The sequence below is a fragment of the Polaribacter reichenbachii genome, assembly GCF_001975665.1.
Classification (GTDB): Bacteria; Bacteroidota; Bacteroidia; order Flavobacteriales; family Flavobacteriaceae; genus Polaribacter; species Polaribacter reichenbachii.
The window spans coordinates 525106-538570 of record NZ_CP019419.1; the positions used below are offsets into that span (position 1 = coordinate 525106).

The following is a 13465-nucleotide window of genomic DNA, read 5'->3' on the forward strand; positions in this document are numbered from 1 at the left end:
GCTTAATTAGTTTTTTTTATGTTATACATTTAAATTAACTAATTATTTGCTAGACATTGCAGATAACATATTACCATATACTCCGTTTAAAGAAGATAGGTTTTTTGCCAAAGAATCCATTTGATCTTTTAATTTCTGTGTGTTTTCTACTACTTCTGAATTTAAAGATGCTTGTTTAGATGTATTTTCTACTTGTACTTTGTATAAGCTATTTAAAGATTCCATTTGAACAGCTGCTAAAGAAACTTGCTCATTATATTTATTGGTTGATGCAACAGATTCTGATGCAGATGATAAACCTTCTGCAGCATTTTGAAAATTTTTCATACTGTTACCTAAACTAGACATTAAAGTAGCATCTATTTTTGCTTCTTTTAAAAGATTATCTAATTTTTGAGATAATAAACCCTCTGCTCCTACTTTTTCTTCTTTTTCAGCTTTAAAACTATCTTCTCCTAATTCAGGATAAACTTTAGACCAATCAAATTCTTCTTCTGGCGCATCAAATGCAGATACTGCAAATACTCCTGCTTCAACAATTAAACCTATTGTAAGCATTAAACCACCAGTTAAAGGACCTATTGATATGTGTTGTATTTTAAATAATGCTCCAATAATTACTACTGCAGCTCCCATTCCGTAAACGAAATTCATTGTTTTTTTATAACTTCTTGATTGTGCCATTGTTTTGTGTGTTTGTTATTTGATTTACTTATTCTTTTTCTAACTAATTTTTTATTGATTTGTTGTACCAATATAGTTTTGTACTGTTCTAAAACCTATATAGCTTCTTGCTGTATCTGCATATTCGTAGTCTCTAGAAGCAACTTCTAAATAATATGCAACATCTTTCCAAGAACCTCCTCTAACAATTTTTCTTTTATTTTTTCTATCTTCTACATTCGGGTTCATTGTAGAAGCCATATAGTAAGAAGATAAATTATAAGCTGTATTTGTCCATTCAGAAACGTTACCAGCCATATTATACAAACCGTAATCATTTGCGTTGTAAGATTCTGCTTCTACAGTGTACAAAGCTCCATCTACAGCATAATTACCTCTAACAGGTTTAAAGTTTGCTAAGAAACAACCTCTATCGCTTGTAGTACTTCCAGTTCCCCAAGGATATGTTGCAAATTCTAAACCACCCCTTGCTGCGTATTCCCACTCAGCTTCTGTTGGTAATCTAAAATCAGGAACTAAAGTAGAACCTTTTTTCTCTCTTAAATAATCGTTTTTCTTTTTAGTTCTCCAGTTACAAAAAGCATTTGCTTGCCCCCAACTTACACCAACAACAGGATAATCTCCATAAGATTGGTGATAAAAATAATCTTGGTGCATAGGATCGTTGTATGAATAATTAAAATCTCTAACCCAAACTGTTGTATCTGGATATATATTTAAAACTTCTGTTTGTACAAAATCTTTTCTACTACCACCTTTTCTAGCTGCATTGTCTCTATCAAACCAAGAATACTGATAATTTAAAAGCTTTGTATTAAAAGTTCTAACACCATCTACAGCTTCTTCTTTACTAATATAAACTGAATCCATTACTTCTACGTAATCTACATCTGGAAAATCTTCTTTAACCCAAACTATTTCTTCATCCCAATTTAAAGGCTTAATTGTATCAAAACTCCAATAGTTCTCATTCATATATTTTTGATACGCATTAGAATCTGTAGTATCTGCAGCTTTATAAGCATAACTCTGAATACCAGAAGTACGGTTATTACCATTTGCATTTGGAGTAGCTCCTAAAGAAGCAAATTCAGCTTGTTCTGCTAACTTTGTTCTTACTATAGAATCTCTTACCCAAAATACAAACTCTTTATACTCTTTGTTTGTAATTTCAGTTTCATCCATATAATAAGGCCTAACTGTTACCGTTTTTGTAGGTGTATTTAAAGTACCTAAAATATCTTGATCTTGCTTACCCATTGTAAAAGAACCTCCTGGAATTAAGGACATTCCATAAGGTTTTTCTGAAAACCACTTTTTCTTTGCCTTAACCCCTACTAATTCTCCTCTATCATTAGAACCACAACTGTAAAAAACGGTTATTAAAAGTGCAAATATTGCTGCTTTTTTCATATTTTATTTTTGTCTTTACTAAAAGTTCGTAAACCTATTATTTTTTTTGCTAAAATACAATGTTGAAATTACATTTTAACGTATTCATTTTTATTAAATTCTTAAATCACATCATTTTCTGCATTGCTTTATACCATCTTTCTGGTATAATTTGCTTGGTTGCATCTATGTAATCGTTGTAAGTACATGGTATTAACGCATGTCTTTTGTATTTATTATCTGATAAAATATTAATCTCAATCCACCATCTGCCTGTTTTATTGCTTTTATAAAACACTAAAGGATCATCGTCTTCCAAAATTACGGTAAATTTTTGATAGTTCTCTTTACCAGAAAAAGGATAATCTTTTACCCTAAAATTAACACCTTCAACAAAATACCAAATCATCTGTGCAATTAAACTTGCTGTTTGATGATTATTATCGTACTTAGAATTGTACTCGTAAATACCAAATGATGAAACTTTATCGCTAATACCTGCATATCTTGTTATAGCACAAATTTCTTCGCCATAAAAACCATTTGGAGATGCATTATTATTAGCAGGAGCATCACTTTGCCTAACTGCACCAATATCTATAGAAACAATATCTGCATTTCTAAAAGCAGGCTCTATATTTTCTAATTCTTTGGCTTTACCCAATCTACAGGTATCAAAAAAGAGTGAATCGAATAAATCAATTTCTCCTTGAGAATTAAAATACGTTTGATACCCAACATTACTATAATTAAACAAATTATTAGGCTTCTGCATAATAATTTTACTCAAGTAAGATTGTGAGGTTAGTTCATCTTCTAAACTTCCCATATCAAAACGACTATCTACAGCAGTAATATTTACTGATTGCTCTAAAGCATCGTAAGCTCTATAATTTACATAAGTAAGATCTTGACCTCCACCAATTATTATAGGTATAATATCCTTTTTTAAAAGCGATGTAATAATTTCTGAAACCGCAAAATAAGTATCAGAAACAGCTTCTCCCTTTAAAACATTTCCTAAATCTGCAATTTCTGCAGTCCAATTTCCAGGAAAAAGTTCGTATAATTTTCTTCGGATGAAATGTAAATTATCTCCACATCCAAAATTGTTTTCAGAATTTCGATCTTCTTCTACACCAAGTATAGCTAGTTTAACATCATCTAAATCAGGAAAACCTTCTTGTTCTGTATAGATTTTAATTCGATTTCCTAAGCAAAATGGCGAGTGTAATACTAAATGTGCTAAAGCAGTTTCTTTAACAGGGGACAAGAATTCTTTATTCATCAATTTCTATTGTGTATGCAAGATATAAAAAATCTTATTTCTTTTTGGTAGTTTTTCTTTTTGTTACTTTTTTCTTTGCTACTTTTTTCTTTGGTGTTTTAGCCTCAATCATTTTTACAGCCTCTTCTTTAGATAGCTTTTCGATTTCTGTTGTTTTAGGTAACTCTATCTTTATTTTACCTTTTAAAACATTAAAACGACCCCATCTCGCTTTTTCTACGCGAATACCAACATCTTCCCAATTATGGATAACTTTGTCTATTTCTTTCTGTTTTTTAACTTCAATCAATTCAACAATATCATCATCAGAAAGATTATCAAAATCGTATTTTTTATTTACGTTGATAAACATATTGTTCCATTTAATAAATGGTCCAAAACGTCCTACACCTTTTTGTACTGGTAAATCTTCGTAATGATAAATAGGTGCATCCGCCTTTTGCTTGGCTCTAATTAAATCTTCAGCTCTTGGCAAATCAACTTCCATTGGGTTTTCGCCTTTGTCTAAAGAAACAAACATTTTTCCAAAACGAATGTATGGCCCAAATCGTCCATTAGAAACAATAACCTCTTCACCTTCGTAAGTTCCTAAAGTTTTTGGAAGCAAGAATAATTCTAATGCTTCTTCTAATGTAATTGTACCTAAATGCTGATCTTTATTTAAGCTTGCAAACTGTTTTTCTTCGTCTTCTGGAGCACCAATTTGAGCAATTGGTCCAAATTTACCTAAACGTACTAAAACTGTTTTTCCACTCTGTGGATGTTTTCCTAAAATACGTTCTCCAGATTCTCTTTCTGCATTTTCTTTTACATCTTCTACATTATCGTGAAACTTAATATAGAAACTTTTTATCATTTCTATCCAATCTTCATCACCTTCAGAAATATCATCAAAAGAATTTTCAACTTTTGCAGTAAATCCAAAATCTAAAATGTTAGAAAAATTAGCAACTAAAAAATCATTTACAATATTACCAATATCAGTTGGTACTAATTTATTTTTATCTGAACCTGTTTTTTCTGTCAATTGCTGACTTTTTACAGTTCCATCAACCAAAATCATTTGCTCATAATTTCTTTCTACACCTTCATTCTGCCCTTTTTCTATATAACCTCTTCTCTGAACTGTAGAAATTGTTGGCGCATAAGTAGATGGACGTCCGATACCTAATTCTTCTAATTGCTTTACTAAAGATGCTTCTGTAAATCTGTAAGGAGGACTTGTAAAACGCTGTGTAGCATTAATAAAAGCGTAGTTTAAATTTTCACCAACTTTTAAGTTCGGCAACATTCCTGCTTGTTCTTCTTCTTCATTATCAGTTCCTTCTAAATACACTTTTAAGAAACCATCAAACTTTATCATTTCTCCATTAGCAGTAAAGATTTTTTCATTTTCAGAATTCTCTATCTTTACATTTGTTCTTTCTAACTGAGCATCACTCATTTGAGAAGCTAAAGTTCTTTTCCAAATTAAATCATATAATCTATTTTGATCATATTCAGTATCAATAGCGTGCATTTTCATATTTGTAGGTCTAATGGCTTCGTGCGCTTCTTGAGCACCTTTTGCTTTCGACTTAAAAACACGTTGTTTGCTATATTCTGCACCATAATAATTGGTGATTTCTTCTTCAGCAGCATCTCTTGCATCTACAGATAAATTTACACTATCTGTTCTCATATAGGTTATTAAACCTGCTTCATACAAACGTTGTGCAACTTGCATTGTTCTACCTACTGCAAAACCTAACTTACGAGAAGCTTCTTGCTGTAATGTTGATGTTGTAAATGGAGCTGCTGGCGATTTTTTTGCAGGTTTTTTAGTTAAATCTGCAATAGAAAAATCAGCATTTGCACAAGATTTTAAGAAATCTTCTGCTACTTTTTTAGAATCGAAATTCTTAGGGATTGTAGCTTTAAACTTTTTACCTTCATCATTCGTAAATTCTGCAACTACTTTATAATGTGTTTCTGCTTTAAAGTCTAAAATGCTTCTTTCTCTTTCTACAATTAAACGAACAGCAACAGATTGCACTCTACCTGCAGATAAGCCTCCTTTTACTTTACGCCATAAAACTGGCGATAATTCATAACCCACAAGACGATCTAAAACTCTACGCGCTTGTTGAGCGTTAACCATATCATAGTCTATATCTCTAGGATTCTCTACAGCTTTTAAAATCGCTTTTTTCGTAATCTCGTGAAAAACAATACGTTTTGTGTTTTCGTCTTTTAAATCTAATTGCTCTTTTAAATGCCAAGCAATTGCCTCTCCTTCACGATCCTCATCACTTGCTAACCAAACAGTTTCTGCTTTCTTTGCTAAAGTTTTTAATTTTTTAACTACAGGTTTTTTATCTGTGGATATGATATACTTAGGACTAAAATCGCCTTCTACATCTATACCTAATTCTTTGGATGGTAAGTCTGCAATATGACCATAACTCGATTCTACTTGAAAATCTTTTCCAAGAAATTTTTCGATGGTTTTTGCTTTTGCAGGTGACTCAACTATTACTAAATTCTTTGCCATTTATCTTTCTTTTATCACTAAAACGCTTTAAAAACGTAGCTTTTCTGACTGCAAAAGTAGTCAGTTTTTTGTTAAAAAAAATTTTTTCATCACTTTTCGATAAATAATTAACAGATTTACAATAATATTTTTTCTGCCAATTTGTCATTAAAATATAAATTTGGTTGTATCTTTGCCCACCTTCAAATGTTAAATTGAGAGATGGAACAAGTAGAAAAAATTATCGACGAGAGAATACAAGGCAAAGCGCTTGTTACAGAAAATAAAAAAGAAAATTCTAAGAAATTATTCATTGAAAGCTATGGTTGTCAAATGAATATGAATGATAGCGAAATTGTTGCTGCAATCTTAGACAAACAAGGTTACAACACTACTCAGGTTTTAGAAGAAGCAGATTTAGTTTTAGTAAACACTTGTTCTATTCGTGAAAAAGCCGAAACTACTGTACGTAAAAGATTACAGAAATATAATAGAGTAAAACAAGAATCTAACAAAACAATGAAAGTAGGCGTTTTAGGCTGTATGGCAGAGCGTTTAAAAGAAAAGTTCTTAGAAGAAGAAAAAATTGTTGATTTAGTTGTAGGTCCTGATGCTTATAAAGATTTACCAAATTTATTAGAAGAAGTTAACGAAGGTAGAGATGCTGTAAACGTTATTTTATCTAAAGAAGAAACTTATGGAGACATTTCCCCTGTTCGTTTAAATTCTAACGGAGTTTCTGCTTTTGTATCAATAACCAGAGGTTGTGATAATATGTGTACTTTTTGTGTAGTTCCTTTTACTCGCGGACGAGAAAGAAGTCGTGATCCAAAAAGTATTTTAGAAGAAATTCAATCTATGGTTGATAAAAATTTTAAAGAAATAACGCTTTTAGGTCAAAATGTAGATAGTTTTCTTTGGTTTGGTGGTGGTTTAAAAAAGGATTTCAAGAAAGCTACAGAAATGGCTCAAGCAACTGCTGTAGATTTTGCACAATTATTAGATATGTGTGCTACTCAATTCCCAAAAACACGTTTTCGATTTTCTACATCTAATCCTCAAGATATGAGTTTAGATGTTATTCACACTATGGCAAAACACAAAAACATTTGTAAATACATTCACTTACCAGTACAAAGTGGAAGTAATGCAATGTTAAAAGCGATGAACAGACAACATACTCGTGAAGAATATATGGAGTTGGTTGATAATATTTACAAGATAATTCCAGAAATGGCTTTATCACAAGATATGATTGTTGGTTTTTGTGGAGAAACAGAACAAGACCATAAAGACACTTTAGATTTAATGGAATATGTAAAATACGACTTTGGATTTATGTTTGCTTATTCTGAAAGACCAGGAACACTCGCTGGTAAAAAAATGGATGATGATGTACCTGCGGATGTGAAAAAACGTCGTTTAACAGAAGTTATCGATTTACAACAAAAACACGCATTATATAGAACACAAGCCCATTTAGGAAAAATTGAGGAAGTTTTAATTGAAGGAACTTCTAAGAAAAACCCAAACGAATGGAAAGGAAGAAACACACAAAATACTGTAATTGTTTTTCCTAAAGAACATTATAAATTAGGTGATTTTGTAAACGTAAAAGTAGAAGATTGTACCTCAGCAACTCTAAAAGGAACTGCTGTTGGGTATTCTGATAATAATTAAAAAGAGTTACAAAGTTTTAAAGTAACAAAGTCCCAAAGTTAGTTTAAGTCTTGACTTTGTTACTGTACTTTACTTTGCTGCTTTGCAACTAAAAAGAAAATGGAAAACTTACAAGCATTAAAACAACGTTTTGGAATTATTGGAAACGATATTCAATTAAACAGAGCTTTAGAAAAAGCAGTTAGAGTTGCACCTACTGATATTTCTGTTTTAGTAACTGGAGAGAGTGGTGTTGGTAAAGAAAGTATTCCTAAAATAATACATTCTTTATCACATAGAAAACACGCAAAATATATTGCTGTAAACTGTGGTGCAATTCCTGAAGGCACAATTGACAGTGAACTTTTTGGTCACGAAAAAGGTGCTTTTACAGGAGCTACACAAGACAGAAAAGGTTATTTTGAAGTTGCAGATGGTGGAACTATTTTTTTAGATGAAGTTGGTGAACTACCTTTAACAACACAAGTGCGTTTGTTACGTGTTTTAGAAAATGGCGAATTTATTAAAGTAGGTTCATCTAAAGTATTAAAAACAAATGTTAGAATTGTTGCAGCTACTAACGTAAATATGCAAAGTGCAATTCAGAAAGAAAAATTTAGAGAAGATTTGTATTACAGATTAAGCACTGTAGAAATTAACTTACCAGCTCTAAGAGAACGAAATGAAGATATTCATTTATTATTTAGAAAATTCGCATCAGATTTTGCTCAAAAATATAGAATGCCCTCTATTAGATTAGATGAAAGTGCGGTAAATGTTTTATTAAACTATCGTTTTCCTGGTAACATTCGTCAGTTAAAAAACTTAGCCGAACAAATTTCTGTAATTGAAGAAGAAAGAACAATATCTGCCATAAAATTACAACAATATTTACCTAATAACTCTGGTAATTTACCTGCAATTGTAGGTGGTAAAAAAGAAAATGATTTTTCTACAGAACGTGATATTATGTATAAGATTTTGTTTGATATGCGTAATGACATCAACGATTTAAAGAAATTGACATTAGATTTAATGAAAAATGGCAATGTTGATGAAGTACAAGAAGAAAATCATCGTCTTTTAGAAAAAATCTATGATAATAAAGATTTAGAAGATTTAGATATCGAAGTTTTAAATATTCCACAAGAATCATCTGCAGAAAAAGATTATGATTTTATTGAGACCATTGAAGAAGACGAATCTCTATCTTTACAAGACAAAGAAATTGAGATGATTAAAAAGTCTTTAGAAAAAAACAACAATAAACGTAAATTGGCTGCAAAAGAATTGGGCATTTCCGAAAGAACTTTGTACAGAAAAATAAAACAGTACGATTTATAGAATTCTAAATTTAATATGAAAAAAATAATTTTATCATTAATAATAATTAGTGCTCTAATTAGCTGTAAAACTTATTCATTTACAGGTGGAGATATTGGGAATGCAAAAACAATTCAAATTGATTTTTTCCCTAATCAAGCGCCCTTAGTAGAACCAAATCTTTCGCAACGCTTCACAAATGATCTTCTTAAATTATTTATAAACCAAACGAGGTTAACACAATCAAATTCTAACGGAGATTTATATTTTAGTGGAGAAATCACGAATTATAGAATAACACCAATCAGCGGAACTGCTAATCAAATTGCTGCCCAAAATAGATTAACCATTACAATAAATGTGCGTTTTACAAATAAATTAGAAAATAAGAAAAGTTTTGAAAAAGCATTTTCTTATTATTCAGATTTTGCAGCAAATTCTCAATTAACTGACAATATCTTAGACAATGCCTTAGATGAAATATTAGAAAGAATAACGCAAGATATTTTTAATCGTTCAATTGCAAATAATTTTTAGAATTATGAAAAAAATAATTTTATCATTAATAATAATTACAACACTAATTGGTTGTGGTGCTTACTCTTTTACAGGTGGTAATACAGGTGATGCAAAAACAATTCAAATCGATTTTTTTCCAAATCAAGCACCTTTAGTAGAACCAGTTTTAACGCAGCGTTTTACTAATGATTTGCAAGATTTATTTACTCGTCAAACTAATTTAACACTTACAAACAAAAATGGCGATTTACATTTTAGCGGAGAAATTACAGGTTTTAGAGTCACACCAATGAGTGGAACATCAGACCAAACTGCTGCACAAAACAGATTAACAGTTACAGTAAATGTTCGTTTTGAAAATAAGTTAGAAGAAAAAGACGATTTCGAAAAAACCTTTTCTTTTTATTCTGATTTTGATGCAAATTCTCAATTAACTGGTAGTGTTTTAGAAACCGCTTTAGATGAAATAGTAGAAAGAATTACGCAAGATATTTTTAATGCTTCAGTTGCTAAATGGTAATAATGAATGGAATTGGAAGTTGGAATAAAAAAATAGCATTTTGAACAAAAACACATTCATAGAAGTTTTAACTGAAAAACAAAAAATTCAGCAATTAGAAACTGTTGAGTTAAAGTCTACTGTTGATGCATATCCATATTTTCAATCAGCAAGAGCATTATATTTAAAAGGATTAAAAAATCAAGATAGTTTTAAATATAATAACGAATTAAAAATTACTGCAGCTTATACAACAGACAGAACTGTTTTGTTTGATTTTATTACTTCTAAAAAATTCACAAATCCTAACGAAGAAATTCACCAACAAATTATTGATAAAATTTCTGATGAAACTTCATTTAAATCTGAAGATGTAGAACCAGAAGTAACATCAACTAAAGAAGAGGTTCCTGAAGAAATAAAACAAGAAGAATCAACATCAATAGAAACAATATCAGAAGAAATAGAGGTTGAAACTACTAAAAAACCAATAGAAGAGACTGTTGTAGAACCTGTACAAGAAACAGAAGAAAAACTAGAAATAGGAAAACCAATTGCATTTAGCACTTCAGAAAATCATTCTTTTAATCAATGGTTGCAATTATCAACAAAAAAACCAGTAGTTAGAGCAGAATCATCACCTAAAAAGGTCTCAAAGAAAGTTAAGATTATAGAAAAATTTATACAAAGTAATCCTAAAATAGAACCGCTTTCTAAAGACAAAAAAGTTTCTATTTCAGTTTCAAAAAACACACAAGATTCTTCTTTAATGACAGAGACTTTAGCCAAAGTTTATTTAGAACAAAAGAAGTATGAAAACGCAATTCAAGCTTACCGAATTTTAAGTTTGAAATATCCAGAAAAAAGTGGTTTCTTTGCAGACCAAATAAAAAGAGTACAAATTTTACAAAAACATAAATAATGAGTTATACAGCATTTTTAATCGTAATTTTAATTGTAGCAGTAGCTTTAATTTTAATAGTAATGGTTCAAAATCCTAAAGGTGGAGGCTTATCTTCTTCTTTTGGTGGTGGAGGTGCACAATCTTTAGGAGGTGTACAAAACACAAATAACTTTTTAGACAGAACTACTTGGACGTTAGCAATTGCTATGTTCGTTTTAATCTTATTATCTAACGTTGCAATTCCTAGAGCTAATTCTAACGATATGAATTTAGATAATACTTTAGATGGTATAGAAACTACAGTTCCTGCAGAAAATAATGCACCAGCAACTAATGATAGTATTAACTAACTATCAATTTTAAAATATTTAAATGCCAACGTAAATGACACGTTGGCATTTTTTTTTGCATAAATTCTAAGGATAAAATCAATCAAAGTAAAATTGTCAGTTTTATACTGATGGCATAATTTCTGACAATTCTTTAAGCGTTAATAATAATTTAATTAATTAAAAATTTATATACAATGAGTTTAAACATTAAACCTTTAGCAGACAGAGTTCTTGTAGAGCCTGCTCCAGCAGAAACAAAAACAGCTTCTGGATTAATAATTCCAGATAATGCAAAAGAGAAACCGCAAAAAGGAACTGTAGTTGCAGTTGGTAATGGTAAAGTTGATGAGCCTTTAACCGTAAAAGTTGGTGATACTGTTTTATATGGTAAATATGGTGGAACTGATTTAAAATTAGAAGGTAAAGATTATTTAATGATGCGTGAATCTGATATTCTAGCAATTATATAATTAGAGCTATTTGCTTTTGGCTTCTTGCCTTTAGCAAAAAAAATAAAAAATTAATGTAAACTATTTTAGCCAATAGCGAAGAGCTAACAGCTAAAAGCAAAAAATATAAACAATGGCAAAAGATATAAAATTTGATATTGAAGCAAGAGATGGCTTAAAACGCGGAGTTGATGCGTTAGCAAATGCAGTAAAAGTAACTTTAGGACCTAAAGGAAGAAATGTAATTATTTCTAAATCTTTTGGAGCACCAACAGTAACTAAAGATGGTGTTTCTGTAGCAAAAGAAGTAGAATTAGAAAACGAGCTTGAAAATATGGGAGCTCAAATGGTAAAAGAAGTTGCTTCTAAAACCAACGATTTAGCTGGTGATGGAACAACAACTGCTACTGTTTTAGCACAAGCAATTGTAAAAGAAGGTTTAAAAAACGTTGCTGCAGGTGCAAACCCTATGGATTTAAAACGTGGAATTGACAAAGCCGTAGAAGCAATTGTTGCAGATTTAGAAAAACAAACTCAAAAAGTTGGTAATTCTTCTGATAAAATTCAACAAGTAGCATCAATTTCTGCTAATAACGATTCTGTTATTGGAGATTTAATTGCAACTGCTTTCGATAAAGTTGGTAAAGAAGGTGTAATTACTGTAGAAGAAGCAAAAGGTACAGATACTTACGTAGATGTTGTAGAAGGTATGCAATTTGATAGAGGTTATTTATCTCCATATTTTGTTACTGATGCAGATAAAATGATCGCAGATTTAGAAAATCCTTATGTTTTATTATTTGATAAGAAGATTTCTAACTTACAAGAAATTTTACCAATCTTAGAACCAGTTTCTCAATCTGGTAGACCTTTATTAATTATTGCTGAAGATGTAGATGGACAAGCATTAGCTACTTTAGTAGTGAACAAATTAAGAGGTGGATTGAAAATTGCTGCTGTAAAAGCGCCTGGTTTTGGAGACAGAAGAAAAGCAATGTTAGAAGATATCGCAATTTTAACTGGCGGAACAGTAATTTCTGAAGAAAGAGGTTTTTCTTTAGAAAATGCAACTTTAGATTTATTAGGTACTGCAGAAGGAATTACAATTGATAAAGACAACACTACAATTGTAAATGGGTCTGGTGATGTAGAAGCAATTAAGGCAAGAGTAAACCAAATTAAAGCGCAAATAGAAACTACTACTTCAGATTACGATAAAGAAAAACTACAAGAACGTTTAGCTAAATTAGCTGGTGGTGTTGCAGTTTTATATGTTGGTGCTGCTTCTGAAGTAGAAATGAAAGAAAAGAAAGACAGAGTAGATGATGCTTTACACGCAACAAGAGCTGCTGTAGAAGAAGGAATTGTTGCTGGTGGTGGAGTTGCTTTAGTTAGAGCTAAAAAAGTTTTAGAATCTTTAGCTACAGATAATTTAGATGAAACTACAGGTGTACAAATTGTAAACAAAGCAATTGAATCGCCATTAAGAACTATCGTAGAAAATGCTGGTGGAGAAGGCTCTGTGGTTATCAACAAAGTTTTAGAAGGTAAAAAAGACTTTGGTTACGATGCTAAAACTGAAACATATGTAGATATGTTAGAAGCTGGTATTATCGATCCTAAAAAAGTAACAAGAGTTGCTTTAGAGAATGCTGCTTCTGTTGCTGGTATGATTTTAACTACTGAATGTGCTTTAGTTGATATTAAAGAAGATGCACCAGCAGGTGGTGGAATGCCTCCAATGGGTGGTGGAATGCCAGGAATGATGTAGTCAGTAGCACTGACAGGCAAGTGTAAAAACTTGTTCTAATCTTTTTATCTTTGATAAAAAACTTCTTCAATGTCATTTCGACTTTATGGAGAAATCTTAAATAAAAAATCCGATAGATTTATTTCTATCGGAT

General features: G+C 30.9%; 12 protein-coding genes. 8 read left to right on the forward strand and 4 right to left on the reverse strand.

Features of this window, described 5'->3' with window-relative positions; all coding sequences use genetic code 11:
* Positions 1-42: 42 nt before the first annotated feature.
* From porL to topA, 4 genes are all read right to left on the reverse strand, one after another.
* A complete protein-coding gene (gene porL, locus BW723_RS02310) occupies positions 43-684 on the reverse strand; it encodes a type IX secretion system motor protein PorL/GldL (protein ID WP_068362876.1) in 642 nt (213 codons plus the stop codon).
* A gap of 51 nt (positions 685-735) precedes the next feature.
* Positions 736-2097, reverse strand: coding sequence for a T9SS ring complex lipoprotein PorK/GldK (gene porK, locus BW723_RS02315; protein WP_068362872.1), 1362 nt, complete (start codon positions 2095-2097; stop codon positions 736-738).
* Between the two features lie 106 nt (positions 2098-2203).
* On the reverse strand, positions 2204-3364 hold the full coding sequence (locus tag BW723_RS02320) for a formimidoylglutamase (protein ID WP_068362869.1): 1161 nt from the start codon (positions 3362-3364) through the stop codon (positions 2204-2206).
* A gap of 34 nt (positions 3365-3398) precedes the next feature.
* Positions 3399-5897 carry a type I DNA topoisomerase gene (topA, locus tag BW723_RS02325; RefSeq protein ID WP_068362866.1) on the reverse strand — a complete coding sequence of 833 codons (2499 nt, stop codon included), beginning with the start codon at positions 5895-5897 and terminating at the stop codon, positions 3399-3401.
* Between the two features lie 201 nt (positions 5898-6098).
* On the opposite strand from topA, the gene miaB reads away from it, so the two are divergent.
* From miaB to groL, 8 genes are all read left to right on the forward strand, one after another.
* Positions 6099-7556, forward strand: a complete 1458-nt coding sequence (miaB, locus tag BW723_RS02330; protein WP_068362863.1) for a tRNA (N6-isopentenyl adenosine(37)-C2)-methylthiotransferase MiaB — start codon at positions 6099-6101, stop codon at positions 7554-7556.
* Between the two features lie 99 nt (positions 7557-7655).
* The gene (locus BW723_RS02335; protein WP_068362859.1) at positions 7656-8879 is read left to right on the forward strand and encodes a sigma-54 interaction domain-containing protein; all 1224 of its coding nucleotides are present in this window, start codon (positions 7656-7658) and stop codon (positions 8877-8879) included.
* Positions 8880-8894: 15 nt separating this feature from the next.
* A complete protein-coding gene (locus tag BW723_RS02340; RefSeq protein ID WP_068362856.1) occupies positions 8895-9395 on the forward strand; it encodes an LptE family protein in 501 nt (166 codons plus the stop codon).
* A gap of 4 nt (positions 9396-9399) precedes the next feature.
* Positions 9400-9897, forward strand: a complete 498-nt coding sequence (locus BW723_RS02345; protein WP_068363612.1) for an LptE family protein — start codon at positions 9400-9402, stop codon at positions 9895-9897.
* A gap of 40 nt (positions 9898-9937) precedes the next feature.
* The gene (locus tag BW723_RS02350; RefSeq protein ID WP_068362854.1) at positions 9938-10798 is read left to right on the forward strand and encodes a hypothetical protein; all 861 of its coding nucleotides are present in this window, start codon (positions 9938-9940) and stop codon (positions 10796-10798) included.
* Positions 10798-11130 (forward strand): preprotein translocase subunit SecG, encoded by a 333-nt coding sequence (secG, locus tag BW723_RS02355; RefSeq protein WP_068362851.1) that lies wholly within the window; start codon positions 10798-10800, stop codon positions 11128-11130. Before BW723_RS02350 ends, secG begins: the two co-directional genes overlap by 1 nt.
* A gap of 176 nt (positions 11131-11306) precedes the next feature.
* Positions 11307-11582 (forward strand): co-chaperone GroES, encoded by a 276-nt coding sequence (locus BW723_RS02360; protein ID WP_068362848.1) that lies wholly within the window; start codon positions 11307-11309, stop codon positions 11580-11582.
* Positions 11583-11694: 112 nt separating this feature from the next.
* Entirely contained in the window at positions 11695-13332 is a 1638-nt protein-coding gene (groL, locus tag BW723_RS02365) for a chaperonin GroEL (protein ID WP_068362846.1), read from the forward strand.
* The last annotated feature ends 133 nt before the right edge of the window (positions 13333-13465 follow it).